Genomic DNA, 19380 nt, shown 5'->3' on the forward strand with positions numbered 1-19380 from the left:
CAGTAATTTTTTTCGAGATTCTTGTTTAGATAATTAGAATATACCCACAGCGAAGGGTATAAAATATCTAAATATAGCACTTTATAATTACAGGATAGTAAGTATGGATAAGTATTTTGTGCAACAGCAGTTTTCCCATGTATCTCATCAGTTTCCTGACAATATTGCCGTTGCCGAAGAAGAGCGCTCTATTTCATATCAATGTCTTGAAAAGTACAGCAATCAACTAGCCCATAAATTGATTAGCCATCAACCTGAATCCTCTCACCAGGTATCGATAGGCTTATTCCTGCCAAAAGGCATTGAGTATATTCTAAGTAATCTAGCAGTATTAAAAAGTGGTCACGTATTCATCCCCCTGGCTACTGAGCTACCTCATGAACGCCTGAATGATATTTTAACGAAAGCGAAGCCTGCTGGACTTATTACAGACCAGGTCCACTATGAGGAATTAAAAAATATTTTATTGCTATTAAACCTCGATTCCATAAAAATACATGTTATTCAGTATAATACTGAGTCTCTACTTTATACTGGTCTTTCATCGACCGTTACACCTTTATCCCAACCATTAACACCACTTGTCACGAGTGTTGAGCTACCAACTCTTACGCTTACCCCAGAAGATAGTAACTATATCCTTTTTACTTCTGGCACTACAGGTAATCCGAAAGCAATCATCGGTTGCCATAAAAGCTTAAGCCACTTCATTCACTGGGAAATAAAAGAGTTTCAACTGACAGACTCTGTTAAAGTAGCCAACTTTGCCCCAACTACATTTGACGTTAGCTTACGTGATATTTATGTTCCTTTGTTATCTGGTGGTACCTGCTGTATTCCTTCCCCAAAAACATTATACAACCCAGGGCGGCTCCTCGAGTGGATTATTAACACAGGTATTACTCTTCTACACTGTGTGCCCTCTATTTTCCGTTTGTTAATGAATGAGTTAGAAGCCAATAAAGGAGTAACTCATCAACTCAAACAGCTAAGCTTTATTCTATTGGCAGGAGAACCCCTACTAGGGCGCGATGTAAACCGCTGGTATCAATTAATCGGACAACGTGTTGAACTCGTTAATTTGTATGGCCCATCAGAAACTACCTTAGCGAAACTATTTTATCGTATTCCTGGTCCCGTTGAAGCGACTAATAAACCGTTACCCATTGGTCTTCCATTACCTAATACCGCAGTATTAATCTTAGATAATGAAGCACTATGCCGTGCTGGAGAAATCGGCGAAATTTATATAAAAACGCCATTTCGTAGTAAAGGATACCTTGATGACCCTGAGCTAACAAATCAAAGCTTTATTCAAAACCCTTTAAATCCCGATGTTCATGATATTATTTATAAGACCGGTGACTTGGGTTGTTATCAGCAGGACTGGTCTGTTGAAATTTTGGGTCGGTTAGATCGACAGGTAAAGCTGAATGGTATTCGTGTTGAATTAGCAGATATTGAAGGCCATATTCTTTCTCTTGAGGAAATCGATCACTGCTTTTTAACATTGCATTCTGATGATAACGATACTCAACGACTCGTTTGCTATTATACTTGTCGCCAATCCATTACTGACGATGAACTTAAAAAATTAATCTCAAAAAAGGTTGCTCCACAACTTTTGCCATCTCTATTTATTCAACTAGAGCAATTTCCTTTGCTGATGAATGGTAAAGTTGATCGAAAAAGTTTACCTAATCCTTTATTGTATCTAAATCAACAAGAGTCCCATTCAACAGAACCACTGAGCACAACAGAAAGCACCCTTCTTAAAATCTGGACTCATTGTCTTGGACTTTCTACTATCAGCACACATCATCGCTTTTTTGAGTTAGGTGGCACATCTCTGACTGCAATGAAAGTCATTGCTGAACTCTATCGAGCACTTGGTGTAGAAGTGTCTATTCAAGCTTTTTACCAGCACGACAGTATCGCATCGCTGGCAAGTCATATAGACGACATATATGCTAACGGTCCACAACGTGATAATAATGAAGTGAGCTCAACCCAAGCTCAACAACAAAATACATCAGAACCATCATCTTTTACTTATACACCTCTCCCCTTAGCACCAATACAAGCACATTATCCACTGGCTGACCAGCAGAAGAGCCTATGGGTAATGGAAACACTCGCTGAAACTGAAGTTAGTTATTCGATACCTGGGGCCTGTCAGATTCATGGTTCATTTGACTCAAACCGTTTAGCTCAAGCTTTACAAGCGCTAATACAACAACATGACAGTTTACACATGGCGATTACCAGTAAAAATAAATTGCCGCAATGTATAATTCAGTCAGATTACCAGCTACCTCTTGAGTTCATTGATTTAACCGCTGCTTATAAAATTGATAAGCAACAAACCATGATTGATCTTCAACAGCGGATGTATAACGATAGTCAAAGCCGCTTTCAACTTGATAAAGCGCCACTATTTAACGTTAAGCTGTATAAGCTTACAAGCCAACAACATGTTTTGTATTACTGTTTTCACCATATTATTGCTGATGCATGGTCAATCGATATATTTCTTCAGTCACTCATTCAGGCTTATCATGATATCAACACTCTCAAACCATTAAGTTACCAATACCAAGATTACTGCTACTCTCAACAACACCATAAAAACTCAACGGCATATCAGCAACATCAAACCTACTGGTTACAACAGTTAAAGGGTACGATTCCAGCTCTGAATTTACCAACCGACTTCAGTCGCCCGCCACAAAAACAGTATAAAGGTGCTGAATACTGCTTTAGTATATCGCCTTCGTTAACCCAGCAGCTCAAATCACTCTGCAAACAACAACATTGTAGTTTATTCACTGTACTGATGTCTGCGTATAGCGTATTTCTCAATAAATATACTGCACAAAAAGATATCATCATTGGTTTCCCCACTGCAGGGCGAAAACATCCTGACCTTGCACATCTAATAGGTATGTTTGTCAACACATTACCTCTAAGGATTAATGTTGCGTGCGATGATGACATTTTAAGCTTAATAGGCCAAATCGAAAGCAAAATAAAGGATGCACTACACCATCAGTCATTTCCATTAGAAGCGATGATTGATGCAGTACAACACCAGAGCAACGCTTTAACGACAAATGATGCCAGCCGGCATCCATTATTTGATACGCTGTTTGTACTTCAAAATACCAGTAATACAAACACAACCAGTATTGATAATATTACTTTTGAACATATTAGCTTACCGCAAACAGTTGCTTGGTATGACTTAATTTTAAATTGTATGGAAGTTGATGACTCAATACGTTGCAAAATTATTTATGATACAGACCTATTTAAACCTAAAACGATTCAACGAATGGGAAAACACTTTGTCGAGTTAATAGCGCAGTTTGTTGCTCAAACAAGTCAACCCATTAGCTCACTATCATTACTCGACCAAACACACTATCAACAACTTAATATAACATTACAGCCTAAATTTAAGTCATTGCCTTTTACTAATATCCATACCTCCTTTGAACAACAGGTTATTAAATCTCCTTCTGCAATAGCGCTTAAATTTTTCGATTGCTCGATTTCATACCATGAACTTAACCAAAGCGCTAATAAACTTGCTCGCTATTTACTTGAGCATAATGTAAAACCAGGAGATATTGTTGCCACACATTTACCTCGATCTCCCTCAATTATTATTGCAACACTGGCTATTTTAAAAGTAGGAGCAATCTATTTACCAATAGATACTCAATCCCCTATATCACGTAAAACCTACATTCTGAATGACAGTGGGGCTAAGTTTATCATCTGTGCTAAACCGTCAACCACAGAAGAAATTAAAAAGGCTATAGCCATAAAACATATCATGATTGATAGTGACTCCTTTGACCATTATTCAGCCGAAAATCCACTGTTAACTGATAAACCATCAGATATTGCCTATATTATTTACACGTCTGGCTCAACAGGTAAACCAAAGGGTACACAAGGCCATCACCAAGGTATCATAAATCTTGCCCAGTATTTTGGTCAGTATTTAGCACTTACGCCTAGCGACTGTTTTCTTCAATTTGCTAACTGTGCCTTTGATGCATCATTATTCGAAACTTTTATTACCTTATTAAATGGATGTACACTTAGTCTTGTCTCTGATGAAGTTATTGATGACTTTAGAACATTTGAAGCTTACTTAAACCAACAACATGTCACAGTGGCTGTGCTTCCTCCCACCTATTTACGTCACTTAATACCCAATAATATTCAGAGCCTGAAAACATTAATAACAGCAGGCTCAGCAACCCATTACTCGCTAGTTGAAAAATGGTGGGATAAAGTTCGTTATATTAATGCCTATGGGCCTACTGAAGCTTCAGTATGTGCCAGTGTTTTTGATGTTTCCCAATTTCCACTAGCAGCTCTAAAAGAAAATTATAAATCGATTCCTATTGGTTTTCCTATTGATAACGTACGTTTAGATATTGTTGACGTAAACCTGCAACTCTTACCCGATGGTATTCCCGGTGAGTTATGTATTTCTGGTTTAAGTGTTGCGCTTGGCTATCATTGCCAACCCGAGTTAACAAACAAAGCGTTTATGCCCAACCCTCATGCGCCCAAACTCATGATGTACAAAACAGGTGACATGGCACGTAGGCTTGAAGATGGTACGATTGAGTTTTTGGGCAGAAAAGATGATCAGGTGAAAGTACGTGGTTATCGAATCGAACTTGCTGAAATTGAAGCTACAATACAGCAATTATCTTATATACAAGACGCTGTGGTTGTTGTTGATACTCAAGAACAATTACATGGTTTTTACCTGGGTGAAGATCATCATGCAACTGATATTCGAGCAGTACTTCATCAACAACTACCCTCCTATATGGTGCCACATACATTAACAGCTCACTCCGTTTTTCCACTCACACCCAATGGCAAAATAGATAAAGATGCTTTATTAAAAAGTTGTCTTTTAACAAAAGTGGATTCTCAATCACTGGCCAAACCAGATAGTCAATCTCTCTCCAGATCAACAGCCTATGATATAAGCTCAAAGCTTACTGATGCATGTAAACATGTGTTGAACGTAAACAAGATTGCGCTTGATAAAGGTTTTGTCTCACAAGGAGGCGACTCACTAAAAGCAATACAAGTCGTTGCCTTACTACGTAAAAAAGGAATCGATGTCAAAGCCAAACAAGTTTTACATGCAACATCGTTATCAACACTTTGTGAACAGGTTTCTCTACAAGTTCCTTCAGCAATTGCACAAAGTGTTCAGAGCAGTTATCAGCCGCTAAAAAGCATACCTCTTACCCCAATACAACACTGGTTTTTTCATCATTACCAAGGTGATCAACAACGCTTTTTTCAGACCATTTTACTGCATAATCAACAGGGTATACATTACACATCTCTAAATCGTGCATTTCAATGTTTAGTAAAACACCATGAAGCATTACGGCTTTCATTTAATAAACAACACCTACAGTGTCTTTCTAGTGAGGAGCTTTTCGTTAATTTTCATCACATTACATTAGTCAGTAATGATATTGCTCTCATGAAACCACATATTTCAGCAATTACAGAACAGGACTGGCTGAGCAAAACGCCTATGATTCAGGGGATTGTATTTCATACACCCGATCAAGCTGATTACTTATTTTTAATTGCTCACCATTTAATTATTGACACTGTATCGTGGCATATATTAGTAGATGATTTGACTACTGCTTATCAAGCCGCTTACAAAGAGCAAGACTTTAACATACCCACAAGTAGCTCATTTCAGCAATGGGCCTATGAATTAGCCCAATATCAACACCACGAATTACTGCTAGCTGAAAAAAAATATTGGCAACATACAGAGCAAGCTATCCACAACGCATTTAAACTGTATCCAAACTCAACAGGTGCTTCAACAACAAAGACGCTCCATTTAAACTTCAATCAATCAGATACAGACATATTGCTAAAGCAAAGCCATCAACTTGATATAACGGTACAAACATTATTATTAACAGTACACGCCAGAGCCATGGCATTAATATTTGGTCCACATCATTATGCATTTGCAATTGAGCATCATGGACGCGAAGATTTATTTGAATCGATCGATATCACCAGAACTGTTGGCTGGTTTACGAGTGTCTTTCCTTTTATTATTGATCAAACTGAACAGCTATCACTCACAGAGAACGCACGACAAATCCAAACAGCACTTGGTACTGTTCCCAATAATGGTATAGGGTACGGAATTCTTAAATACCTCAATATCGACCCAAAAGAAACTGAAGCTTGTTCTACCTTAGAACTCGATCCTGATCTCCAAATCATTTTCAATTACTATGGCAATCAAACTAATAGTCAAAACACTAATACGCAACCCTTTATATCAGTAGACCAGTCACAACTCAGCATCCCTTCCCTAGAGCAAACCATGCACTATGGAATTGAGTTAAGTGCAATAATTATTGAAGGTAAACTACAACTCGCACTACGTTATCAATCTAAATACATCAATGACGAACAGGCCAGTCAATGGTTAGCTCAGGTAAAAAATGAACTAAATGCTTACCAATCTAATGACTGTAAACAACAGTCCTTCGATAAACAGCTGGCAAAGCTTAAAAATAAGTTTAACCTCCCCGGTCTGGTTGTTGGCATTCAGTATCCTGATGGAAAAAGAAAACTGAGCAGCTTGGGTATTTGTAATCTTAAAACCGGTCAACCACTGTCTACATCACATACTTTTCATATTGGCAGCTTAAGTAAAACATTTATTGCTACTTTAGTATTTCAACTTATTGATCAACAGCAATTACAACTTGAGCAGACATTAGCGGACTTTTTTGATGATCATTTTTTTGAGAAATATGCGTTCAATAAGCATATTACCATAGGGCAGTTACTCTCACACCGTTCAGGTTTAGCTGATTATATCAAAAATACTGAGTTGCTTTCAGCAATCCAGCAAAACCCTCAAAAGCAATGGTCAGCACTGTCTCTTCTTGATTTTGCGACAGAGATTAATAAAACCGTTGACTGTCAACCTATCAACTCAACGAATTTATGGCACTACTCAAGCACTAACTATATTTTATTAGGTTTAATTATTGAGTATGTTACCCATCAACCATTAGCCCAGACTATTTCATCTCATATTTTTTCACCTTTGGCTTTAACACAGACTTCTCTGGATAATAATACTGATACAACCTTGGCTATACATCAATCACTTGCGACGGGACATGACATTGAAGGCAACCCTGTTGCTCTCAAAAACACGTCATATGCGGGATGTGCTGGAAGCATGATATCATCTGTTGATGACTTGCTAACCTGGCAACATGCATTTATCGAAGGATCGCTACTTACTACCGAAAGTCATCAACAGATGTTTGACTTTTTACCTTTGCCTGATCATGTTACCCCAGCATCGGACATTAAGGCTGGATTTGGTGTATTTAGTATTGCAGGGAGAATAGGTCATTTAGGTGACATTCAAGGTTATGAAGCCGCAATGCTGTCACAGGATAATACCCATATTATTATATTAATAAATGGTCAGACACAACAAAGCGCTTTTTCCTTTAATGGTTCACTCATACAATCTGTGTGTGATTTAATTTAGTTATACCTTGATTAAAGAGCAACCAGTCTGCTGGTTGCTCTTGGAGGTAATCCCTTTGAAGTTATCATTACTTACAACTAATTTCATGTTACTTTGGACTGGTCATATTATCAGTCAGTTTGGTAGTCAAATTGCTGCTATTTCGCTCATATTTTGGTTAAAAGATCAAACCGGGCTTGCATCTATTATGGGACTATCCAGCTTAATGTTGTCCCTGTCCCGTGCTTTCTTTTCTCCTTTAGGTGGTGTCATTGCGGATCGGTATGATCGTAAAAAAATTCTTATTTATTCCGATATATGCGCTGGTCTTGCTGCATGTACGCTACCTTTTAGTTTAGTTTTTTTTCCAGAACATTTACCATTGCTCATTGGCATTGTTTTACTAATGCAAATTATATTTGGTTCTACTTTAGGTTTTTATGATCCAGCATATTCTGCTTTATTAGTCGAAATTGTAAGTAAAAAAAATATATCTTTAGCCAATGCTATCAAAAATGCCACCATTCAATTAGCCTTATTAACTGGGCAAGGCATTGGTCTTTTTCTTTATGCTCAATTTGGAATCGTATTTATTCTACTTACTAACAGCGTATCTTTTTTCCTCTCGGCAATTGCTGAAAGTTTCATCAAACAGTCTATACAGACTAAATCAAATGATTCCAAGAGCCCACCTCACTCGTCACCTTCCAGACAAGTAGCTAGTCGCTTAGAACAAGATACTCAAGAAACCTTTTTACAAAGCCTGAAACATGGTTTTGTATTTGCCTGGCAAACGCATTTCATACGCACACTGCTTTTATTAATTGGTTTCGTAAATTTTTTTGAAGGTCCCTTTGTAGTATTACTGCCCTTTTTTATTGATGAAGTACTTGGTGTTTCGGCAATATGGTACGGTTACCTTATTGCTGGCTTTGGTGTTGGTGCGCTAGCTGGCTACTTAACACTTCCCCTGTTTAAGACACATATTAAAGATTTTACTTATTTTACCAAAATAAACCTGCTGTTATTTGGAGTAGTCTTACTAAGCCTAGGATTAATCCAATCAGTGTATGCAACATTAGCGCTATTTTCACTAGCAGGTTATTTTTTTGGTGTCATTAATATTATGATAGAAAGTGCCCTATTAACTTATACTTCTGATAGTATGCGTGGACGCGTGATGGGTGTCTACTGGATCACTACTCGTTTAATGTTACCTTTAGGCATGGTAATAGCGGGCGTTATCAATGACTTCTTTGAGCAAAGTTCAGTGACTTTGTTTATTGTCTCCGGAATCGCTATTTTAATTACTGCTTTATTTATTTTCCAAAAAGAGTCTTTTAATACACAACTTTCAGAACTATATTAGCTAGCCTCAGTAAGCACTCCCGTAAGCTTTCGTACTGCCTGCACCTGCAGGATATTTTACTACCCCCCAGCCACCGGCGTAGATAAACAGCTGGGGGTTTTATGACATGATGGTTATTTCTAAAATCACCAGCTAACAGTACGTTCAAATAATATCAACTCAACTATACCCAAAACGAAGGGTTTTTAGGGGCTGCGGTCAAGCGATGAAGCCCCCGGAGCTTATATTACTAAGTGACTGGGGTGAAGAGCGCTGACAACAAACCCTAAAAATAATTCGTGAAGGGTATAAAACAATTTACTATAAAAGTTTACATATATTAACTTGATGGGTGTGGGCTAGTTAAAAAATCAAATACATCAGTTTTGTTATCATCTTCAATGAAAGTATTGGAGTATACGACAGGAACCCCAGTTATGCGTTTTAAGCCTCTTGATGTTCGTCCTTTTAGAAAACGATTAGAAGACGACAAGTCTTATGACATTGTGGAAGATCGCTACTGGGAAGCAGATCAAACTATGTCAATCTATGGTGACCCTGAACTGGGCACATCTGTTTGGGATGATGTTCGCAGTCTCGAACAGACAGACTATGGTATACCCCTGTTACCTTATGTTATTCGAGATAAGGTACCTCCCATTCCTGAGCGAGCGGTACCCCCTGTCCCACCACCCAATACTGAACCTGACCTAAACTACAAAATTGTTATCGAGGTCGCAGGCATCAAGCATCCTTCTAGTCAACGTTTATATTTAGAGGCGAGCCAGGAAAATGATTTAGCTCAGGAGCTAAAAACTGCGGATACTTATCGAAAAGACAACAACCCCTACCGTAGTCTGGTTGTTTTTCATAACATTCCCAATATTCCTCGTAAACTGGGACTACGCATTGCAATGCATGGTCGTGGAGAACCACCTCTATTATTACCCCTCATAGACTCAATTCAGCCTGTTCCCAAAAGTACAGACAAAGACCGTTGGGAAAATATTATTATTCCCGTTAAGCCACTTGGGTATATCACTGAAAATCAAATCCGTCCAGAGGCAGATGTTTTACCTGAGTCTGGATGGATTTATGTTTTTTGGAAAAACAAACTCTGGCGAGAGCTTCAAGTTGGTAAACACCAAACCTACCGTGATACACGTCTAAGCTATTATCGTAATACGCGTCATAGTAAACTCAACCCAACCAACACCATGGAGCGAGAAGCTCTGGGTACTGCTTATGACTCAATTTGGATTCCCTATAAACTGAACGGCGAAGTTCAGCAAAATGCCACTGGCATTAAAATGATGTACAGCAAACGACAGCTTTCGTGGGAAGAAATTGATCGTCTGGAAAGTATGCCAAGTAAGTTATCTTCAAGAGCAACGGCCATTGATGCCCTCAGTATTTATGAAACGAATCAAGGCTTTGATCTTGAGGATGGCCCTATTGGCCCTATTGCTCCCGCCTTATTAGACCAAAATCCAGATGTTATTCCCCCACGTCAAAACAGTCGTATCAATCCAGCTCAATACTTGGATCGTAATCGACAAAATAAAATATCAGTTGCCTACCTTGATGCAACGCCACGAGGCTTAGTAGTCAAGTTCGAGTATGGTATAGGCAAAGAAAAGCCCAAAGATCAAATGCTAACACTGCAGGCTGATGAAGGCTGGAGCCACACGCTTTTTGCCAGTGATATGGAAGAAATCGAAGCTGGCTGGCTACAGGCTGTTTTCGAAGACTATCCTGAAGGAGCTACGTTTGACTTAATTAAAGACTCAAACAAACCTGGTGTCCTTCCTCAATATCTATTTTACGACCTTACTATTGAAGATGTTCAAGCGAATGATCAATTATCCCAATCATTTGCAACAACCTAATTTTCTGACTGGCAAAGAAATTTTTTTTAATAATAACATTATGAAATAGGGGTTAAACAACAAACCCCTAATTCATTATTAGCGCAGTACCCTTCGTTTAGCTTATGTACAACAAAAGGCTTATTCTTTCTCAGTACCTTTAAACTCACTTTTAGCATTGTCCCAAGCCTGCTGAAAGGATGAAAACGCATTCGAAAAACCTTGCTTCATTTCATCCCAGGCATCAGCAGTACTGTTTTTCATCCCACCGTACCACTCCGCTAGCTCATTGCGCTGTTTATGAAGCTCATTAAGTGCAGAGCGGGTTTTAGCCCGAGTGGCTTCACTCATTTGATCCCAGTTTTTATCGATATCTTCTTGCATCTCATGAATGCGCATATCAACTTTATCCAGGGCCGAAGAGACTTTTGCCATTGCCTGATCCCGCTTTTCCACTGAATAATTTTTTACAGCACGAAGCGCTTCTTGAGATTCTTGCTTTACCTCTTCAATAGAGGTTGTATTTTCAGCTTCTTGAGCCATACAAACCATACTTGACAATACCACCGATGACAGCATGAACGCTGCACAAACCGACTTCAAAACAGCCATGGCTAAAAACCTCAATTTCTATATTACTTAAAACGTGAAGCCGCAGATTTCAATGCTTCACTCAATGATTCCCAAGCTAACTCGACACCGGTTTTTACATCCTCCCATGCATCATCACTGGCAGCTTTTAGCTCTTGAAGCTTAGCATGCGCTTCTTGGCGCTTCTTACGAATATTCTCAAGCTGCTCGTGGTACTCATGGCGTGTATCTTCTTTAACATGCTCTGCTTTAGATTTGAGCCTGTCAATCTCTTCATTCCAGTGGTCAAGTTGTTCTTGCAATTTCTTTTCGTATGTTTCTTTCATACTCATGATAAGATTCCCATAACCATTCAGTCACAACATAGCCTTCACTGTACAACACCTTCGTTACATATACTCTTTAGCAATGATTACTTTATTGTGACAAAACATTTGACCATTCGGATATCTAGTAATTCCTTAACTGAGAATAATTAATCGATTCCAAAAAGCTTTTTACATCATACTATACCCAATACGAATGGTTTTTAGGTGCGGCCATCGAGTGACGAAGCCCCATGAGCCTATATTAATAGGTAATTGGGGTGAGGAATGAAGATAACAAAATCTAGAAATCATTCGTGAAAGGTATACACGCTAACATTCGTTTTTATAACGTCAATAATAAGCATTTTACTCAAAGCAAAATAATTATATAACCTATTAATGTCCAGCCAATAAGCACTGGCAAGATAAATAATATGAAACCATTTGCAGCATGGATGCTGCAACTGAGCCTCCAGGGACGGATTCACGGCGGGTTGAATATTACTTATGTTGTCCAGTGCAACTCAGCCTGACCAATACCACCACATAAAAAATTAACTGGGTAAAATAGTTATATATAAGACTCTTTTTGAACTCATTAATAAATACTAACTGTTACACAGTAAACAAAGCTTGCTAATGATAAGTACGTTTAGTGTATTGACAGCAAGACAGCTTATTTATTCCACCCGTGCCAAAAGGCCATCCTTGGCCTCTGGCACTCATGATGCGTCCCTCGCATCAGCTCCATAAACAAACTACCTTACTGTCCTTCAGCATTGTGCGTTCAGACAACACCTTCAACCTCTTGCTTAGTAGGAAATCAACAATCAATTACATAAGATTACAGTTTGATGATCTGAGCATTAATCTTAAACAAAAGACACACAGTGTATTGCTTTATTCCACACATGCTCACACCACATTGAGGCATAGTTAAAAATCCTAAACGACTGTTTTTGCTATTATTTAGAGAGATAATTCTTGGGGAAGTAACCTTATGCCAAAATCCATTTTTATCACCATAATCAGCCTTGTGTTGATTACCGGTTGTGAACAAAGTAGCGAACAGCAACCTGCTCAAAGAAAAGAGGCAGCAAACGCTGAAGCATCATCCTCTCAAGCAATGCCTCAGGCCCCAGAGTTAAAGGTCATTAAGGAAGACATTAGTGATAGCAGCCTTTACAAAGAGCCTCGTATTCAGTTTATATGGGATGCGCCTCCTAACCGAGAAGATGGTAAAGACGAAGTCTGGAGTATGAGTTTAAATGGTGATGAGCTTCGTCAAGTAGCGAGCCATGAAGAACTAATTTGTGACGAAGATGGTAGAACTGGTCAAAATGGCACAACTGTTGTTCGCTCACCCAATAACCGTTATTTAGCCTATGCATGGTCCCCCTTTGGGCCAAAATATCTGCGCTGTATTTTAGACTTAAAAACGCGCAAAACTACTGTGATTGCAGATAGTGTAGGTATACCTTCATTTAACTGGAGTCAAGACAGTAGATTCCTTTATTTTCTAGATGGTCGAGCTGTAAAAAAATACGACCTTAAAACTAATAAACTCAGCGATTATCCTCTCCAGTTTGGCACACCGATGTACTTATATGAAAATGATACGAAAGTATTTGCCAGAGACAATCAATCTCTAAAAATATATGATTTTAAATCAGGAAAAGTATTAAAAGAATGGGATACAGGTCAAAGATTATCACACACTCTTATACAAGGAAGCCCCTCTAGCCAAAAATTTATATATATATCATCCAAAAACTCAAATAAATTGGGCATATACACTTTTAATAGTCCTTTGCAGCCTATTTATGAATTTCGACTTCCAAGAATAGCTCTCATCGGCCCCAAAGGTAAATTCCTTTATATGTATAATATTTCTCAGGGCATGAGCTGGATAGAAAAAGTCAATATTGAAACAGATGAAATTATTAATCTACCATACTTACCGAAACCTGGAAAAAAGCGATATAGAATCTTCAACCTCACTCTTTACGCCAATAAGCGCTCTATCTAATAAATAACACGTAATTTAAGTAAAATCATTATTTTTTACCAAGGAGTAGTAAGTTGGCAGGATTTAAAAGAGTCATTAAAGATAGAGCTTATTTATTTTCTATTCCTGTTGATAGCCAGGGAATACCATCAGGTGAGGCAACGCTTCTCCCCAATATATTAATTGCCAAAAAGTCAAAGGTAATAAAATCATCCACTAAGTATGATAAAGGTGCTCTTTATAAAGGTGTTAATGAGCCTTTATTATTACAGACAGATGATACAGGTGCCATTGTCAATATTGATACTAACTTTAAAAATAATAGTACTAAAGAGAATTCACCGGGATGGAGTCTAGGTGATCCAGTCAACCTACACCTTAAAGAGGAAGAGTTTTTTATCCCCCCCTTATCTGCAGCAAGTTTTTTTTACAGTGCGAATTATTCCAATAGTACAAAAGAAGACTCTTCTATTGGTGATGAAAGCTGGGCACAAATCATGGCAAATGCTTTTAGTCAGCTAGAAGGCGGATTTGAGGCTAATACAACGAAGTTAAAAGCAATAGAAATACCTGTAACAAAACAAGGTAATACTAAAGCCTGGATGCGAAAACCAGACAAGGAAAAAGTCGCACAAAAAAATGAAGACGAGATTATATACCAACAATGGTATAACAATTATAGCGATAAAACTGTTCGTGGTTACTTTGTGCCATTCTTTAAGACGATTATTGTCAGCTTTTCTAGTGAAGAGTTTCTAAACTCTACTGTCAGCATACTTGATAAAACAACAAACAAAACGATTATCCAAGCCGTACTAGTACAGTCTATCACAACTAAAAACCGTACTATTACTGTAGCAATACTTCCTTGCCCTCCCGATTTCCAAGAAGATCTTTATAGAATAATGGTTTCTCCGTCACTAAGAGCAATTGACTATTTATCATCATTATCTACAAACAAAAAAATAATTGATGATGGTTTTTATATACTTAAAGAAAAAATCCGTTTTGGCATAAAAAGACCATCAGGTGACTTTGAATTAATTAATGGTGATCCCTTCAGTCTTGAAGAAGCCATGGTAAAACAATTCCCTAATCTTTATGCAAGCTATGTACAAAGAGCTACTGATATGGGGGATATACCAAAAACTCAAGTAGATGAGCCAAAACCTAGTCTTGAGGGACTTGAGTCTATTATTCACGGCTATAATGTAACTAAAACCTATACTGATTTTGGTGCGGCAATTCTTGGTGCTGATGGTCCAAAAGCATGGGGAAGCATTTTCTTTAATGGCATCAAAGAGGTCACAGAAGACCAAACATTAAAATCTATGATAGACCTCGCCTTTTCTGGCAAAGACCTCCTAGAACATGCTAAAAAACTAACAGGTCCTATCAATTTAGCTGAGCAAACAAAATTCAGCGATTATTTTACTCGTTCTTGGTGGCTAACCCATCAGGACTATGATAAAACCTTTGCTCATGCCATTCGTATTCCTGAACGCTTTATGGCGCCTGCATTGAAGGCTTTGACAATTGCTGATACCGCTGTATCTGCCTACTCTTTTTACAATGATGTCAAAGGAGTCAGTGATTCCTATAAAAAAGTTGATGATGCAACCGGAGAAATGGTAGGTGCTGTTAAAGCCTATGATGAACATATTGCAGTACCTGTTGAAGAAACTGAAGATAAAGAAAAGATAGAAAATTATCAGAAAAAACTTAAAGAATTAGAACTATCCAGTAACGATACTCAAGTCACTGAGGACGAAAAAAATGGTTCTCTCTTCCTTCGAGTAACCTTTCAGCTTGATAAAAGTACAACAGACTTTGATGGTAGTTTACAAAAGCTTGCCGATGCCCTGAAGTTTCTGCCTTATTTATCCATCACATTAGAAGGACACGCCTGCCCTTTAGGGACTGCACGTTACAATGAAGTACTCTCTTTAGAACGCGCAAAAGCAGTTAAAAATAAACTACTGGCTCTTGCCGATGGTGTTACATCAAACCGTATCAACGTAATCGGCAAGGGTGAAACGGAGCCCGTAAAAAATGCTAGTGGTCAAGTTGACCATATAAAAAGCCGTCGTGTTGTGGCGGTTGTGCCGAAAAACCCTACAAATTTCCTCTATCCGCCCAGTCGAGAGGGAATTGATATGTTGGAAAAACATCGAAGTCGTGCTGTTGCTGCTCAAGCAGGAATTGATGATGCATTGATTGCAGCAACAGAATCTGCATTTGATATGGTCACGGGCGTACTGTCTTTTGTCCCTGTTGTTCAAGCCTTTGCCATTGGTATTCGAACAGCAAAAGAAGGAGCCAAAGCTCTTTTTTCAGTGATTGATGAAATCAATAACTTAGTCCATGGGCACGGAGTCCAAGAAGCGAAAAAACTATTTAATAGTCACCAAGAACTAGACTATGTTAATGCTACATTAAGCTTAATGGACAATAGTAAACAAAATGAATATTTTCAAAAGCTTTACCAGCAATTCCATATTCGAGCTATGGCAATTAATGGTTTGGTGGGGTTAATCTTCAGAGCCAGTGCTCAAGCCAGCAAAAATAATTCTCAAGGAGATGCTGCATACCAAGCCGCTATTGATGAATTATTTATTAATGAATATATTGAAAATTATATTTTAAACGATGGCTGGTATGCTGATTTCAACCCAATTGTACCCATAGGTTTAGATGAATATTGGGTAACACGAGTTGAATGGGCTTCTATGATAGACCGCCTTTCATTTGGTTACTATAAAAAAGAAGAAACCATTAAAAAATGGACCGAAGAAGACTTCAATGATGAAGAAAAAGACTTTGCCCGTGACACTATTGAAACAGGCAAAGGTATTTATGAAGTTTATTCTCCAATTACTGCAAATACAGAGGCAGCCTCTGACCCCACAACACTTTTTACTGGGCTAGTAAATTTCAAAAGTACAAATATAATTCAAGGTGCTAGCTATGTTGGTGCTCGTTATAATGCTCCAATTGATGAGACAATAAAAGCACAATTTCAAACGCTTTTTCCTATTCATTATATTAGTAACAAAAGTCTTATTTCCTTGATGCGTGCTTTTAAAACTGATTATAATGCCGAGCTTGATTATGACAGTTATGAGCATACCTTAATTTATGCAAGAGAACGTTTTTCTCAAAATAATGATGAATGGAAACTTGTAAGCTCACTTAAGACTATTACTCCCTATCATCAAATACGAATTATTATCATCTTAAAAGCTGAAATAGGAAAGCAGCTTAAATCATGGGATGAACAAGGCTTAACCTATATTATTCCAGCAGAGTTTCAGTGTGTACGCTGTGACCTGATAAACATGAATGGTCCAAAGCAAACTACATGGATACGTAAACTTACAGCTAATGACTTATTACCAAACGATAAAACCTCTGCTGTTAATCAAATGTTGAATGATGGAACACTTTACGGAGTCGTTTATCACCCATCCTACCAATATGGCAGTCAGATCATCTTTGGTACTAAACCGATGGCGTCTCAGTTTATAGCCGAACGTCGAAAAGGACTTTTTACCCTTTTCGGTGCCTGGTCGATGCAATACTACTTTACCGTCACATTGGCAAATAATGGCAGTACTCATCGTCTCATTCGTGTTTCTGGCAATGAGCATCAAAATAAGTTTTTTCATAGCTTTGGACGGAATTATAACGCCGTCTTTAGTTTATCCTTAGACCCTGAACGTGAATATCAACGGACTGATCCCAAGGATGCCAGCAAAACCATTAAGGTCAAAGATGAACACTTACTTCTTGATCCTGCATTTCTTGCCATTACAGAAGAAGGGGTAAAATACCCTGAATTGTTTAATAATCCTAAAGTGCATATGCTTGTTAAACTAGAGGGCATGAAAAAGTATGCATTTCCTGATCTAGACTACTTAAAATCCCTCGATGACGAGCGGGTCCACTATTATAACCCTATTGCAGCCAGTTATGGCCCCATGGCTAAAATTAACTATGACTGGAATACACCGCTGGAAATTGTGATTTTAGTTGTAAGCGATGAAATAGATACATCCACGTTAGAGTCGTATAAAAACCAAAACATCAACTGGAAAAACATCCCTGCCTCAGTCACACTATCGGAGTTTACTGATGGTACTGAAGGCCCAACGTTTGGTGTGCAGCTTGAATATATTGGTGATATTGTTCGGGAAGGCCGTGGTGAGCAAACAATCAAGTGGGATTTAATCGACAAAGAAAATGCCAGTGCACTAACCCAGGACTTAATGGATAGCTTATCCAGTAGTGGAGCCCTGACTTCGATTTCAGAGCTATCAAAAGATCCGATCAGTCGTAGCTGGGGGCTCAATTTAATTGATCTTATTGCTGGGAATGATATCTATGCTGATAGGCGAAAAAACATCTTTGCGGTAAGAATTATTCCTGAATATCACAACTTTACAGGCAAAACAGTAAGAGCACTCCGCCCTTTTGGGATTACTAATGAGCATTGGAACTATACGAGTGACACAGCTATTACTGGAAGACCAGGTTTTGGCCGAGGCAGCAGTACTGTATTCTGGGGATTTAATGCAAAAATAACATCCAGTGGTAACAGTGGCTTGGATAATGATGATGTTGAAGGCTCTTATGTGTTATCACTACCCAAAAAACTATACGACTTTGAAAATACACCCTGGACAGCCTATAAAGATAAAAGCAAAACACAAGAAGCTGCTAAGTGGTTCCAAAATAATAAAAAGGTCAAAACCTATAAAACACTTGACGCCGCTTTTTACTTAAGCTCCGAGCAAGAAAAGAAAAAAGCTATTAAGAAGTGGATAACCGAAGACAGCAGTAAAATGGTTGTGTATCAAGAGTATTTTGATTAATAAAAAGGCTAGGGCAGTGCTGACTCAAATAGTGTTAACAGCCCCTGGATAAAGCACATCGAGAAAGCTGTCGCAAGGAAGCGGCAGCTTTTGCATAATTATGCCGATGACAAAATCAAGTCAGAAAATTTATTAGAAAAGTCTGTTACCTGTGACCAGTCTGTAAACTCATAGTCCTTACTTGTATCTGTAGGACCATTTGTCATCTTCATAATGAGTTTAACGAGTAATTTATCAGTCAGAGCATATTTAGAATACTGTAGTGCTCCTGCAAAAACACCCACCATATCAGGACGAAAGTTCAACTCCAGAAGCCACTTTTTCAGATAAGGGTTTGAGTCTATCTGGTCCCGATTAACTTTTCTGGCTGTGAGATTAACTGAAATAAGCCCTGTTTGCTTCGCATCTAGCTGTTGACTATGCTCTTTAATCCACCGTGTTAAGGCTTTTGGGTGCGCACCATGTCTTACTCCACCCGCTATGAGTACAGCAGAATACTTTTCTATATTGATTGACTCACCGTTAGCAGTCAGTGCTACGACACATGTTGATAGCTGACACGACATATGCTGAGCAATAAACTGCATGATTTTTTTAGTTTGACCATCACGGGAATAATATAGTAAAAGCACGGGTTTCATTATACAGCCCAACACATCCTATTAATACTTAAATATCTTTGCTGGAATAAAACACAGCGTATTGGGATAAGGCAATAGGTACAGTAATCATTTTTCAACTAACGTTAACTTACATCAATTTTTAAACATGTAATGCACAAATCCTAACGTCATG

Annotated in this window: 8 protein-coding genes; 5 read left to right on the top strand and 3 right to left on the bottom strand. The window is 38.3% G+C overall.

What is annotated here, in order from left to right; translation table 11 throughout:
- Positions 1-103 precede the first annotated feature (103 nt).
- The 3 genes from KHS79_RS17325 (at position 104) to KHS79_RS17335 (ending at position 10825) form a co-directional block, all read left to right on the top strand.
- Entirely contained in the window at positions 104-7609 is a 7506-nt protein-coding gene (locus tag KHS79_RS17325) for a non-ribosomal peptide synthetase (protein WP_212720607.1), read from the top strand.
- Between the two features lie 55 nt (positions 7610-7664).
- Positions 7665-8957 (top strand): MFS transporter, encoded by a 1293-nt coding sequence (locus KHS79_RS17330; RefSeq protein WP_212720608.1) that lies wholly within the window; start codon positions 7665-7667, stop codon positions 8955-8957.
- 416 nt (positions 8958-9373) lie between these two features.
- Complete coding sequence (locus KHS79_RS17335) at positions 9374-10825, top strand: hypothetical protein (RefSeq protein ID WP_212720610.1); 1452 nt, start codon at positions 9374-9376, stop codon at positions 10823-10825.
- Between the two features lie 120 nt (positions 10826-10945).
- Here the strand turns inward: KHS79_RS17335 and KHS79_RS17340 are convergent, their stop codons facing one another.
- Positions 10946-11416 (bottom strand): sll1863 family stress response protein, encoded by a 471-nt coding sequence (locus tag KHS79_RS17340; protein ID WP_027710444.1) that lies wholly within the window; start codon positions 11414-11416, stop codon positions 10946-10948.
- A gap of 23 nt (positions 11417-11439) precedes the next feature.
- A complete protein-coding gene (locus tag KHS79_RS17345) occupies positions 11440-11721 on the bottom strand; it encodes a sll1863 family stress response protein (protein WP_230413397.1) in 282 nt (93 codons plus the stop codon).
- Between the two features lie 982 nt (positions 11722-12703).
- Between KHS79_RS17345 and KHS79_RS17350 the strand changes: the two genes are divergently transcribed.
- Entirely contained in the window at positions 12704-13732 is a 1029-nt protein-coding gene (locus KHS79_RS17350) for a YncE family protein (RefSeq protein ID WP_212720612.1), read from the top strand.
- A gap of 53 nt (positions 13733-13785) precedes the next feature.
- On the top strand, positions 13786-18585 hold the full coding sequence (locus KHS79_RS17355) for an OmpA family protein (protein ID WP_212720614.1): 4800 nt from the start codon (positions 13786-13788) through the stop codon (positions 18583-18585).
- Positions 18586-18683: 98 nt separating this feature from the next.
- Here KHS79_RS17355 and hemG read toward each other — a convergent pair whose 3' ends face one another.
- The gene (gene hemG, locus KHS79_RS17360) at positions 18684-19226 is read right to left on the bottom strand and encodes a menaquinone-dependent protoporphyrinogen IX dehydrogenase (protein WP_212720616.1); all 543 of its coding nucleotides are present in this window, start codon (positions 19224-19226) and stop codon (positions 18684-18686) included.
- Positions 19227-19380: the final 154 nt, after the last annotated feature.

This window comes from Zooshikella ganghwensis (assembly GCF_018263875.1).
In the GTDB taxonomy this organism is placed as follows: domain Bacteria; phylum Pseudomonadota; class Gammaproteobacteria; order Pseudomonadales; family Zooshikellaceae; genus Zooshikella; species Zooshikella ganghwensis.

Excerpts from the sequence above, each read along its gene's own strand:
- hemG (WP_212720616.1), bottom strand. The coding sequence starts at position 19,226 with ATGAAACCCGTGCTTTTACTATATTATTCCCGTGATGGTCAAACTAAA.
- KHS79_RS17350 (WP_212720612.1), top strand. The coding sequence starts at position 12,704 with ATGCCAAAATCCATTTTTATCACCATAATCAGCCTTGTGTTGATTACC.
- KHS79_RS17325 (WP_212720607.1), top strand. The coding sequence starts at position 104 with ATGGATAAGTATTTTGTGCAACAGCAGTTTTCCCATGTATCTCATCAG.
- KHS79_RS17335 (WP_212720610.1), top strand. The coding sequence starts at position 9,374 with ATGCGTTTTAAGCCTCTTGATGTTCGTCCTTTTAGAAAACGATTAGAA.
- KHS79_RS17340 (WP_027710444.1), bottom strand. The coding sequence starts at position 11,416 with ATGGCTGTTTTGAAGTCGGTTTGTGCAGCGTTCATGCTGTCATCGGTG.
- KHS79_RS17345 (WP_230413397.1), bottom strand. The coding sequence starts at position 11,721 with ATGAAAGAAACATACGAAAAGAAATTGCAAGAACAACTTGACCACTGG.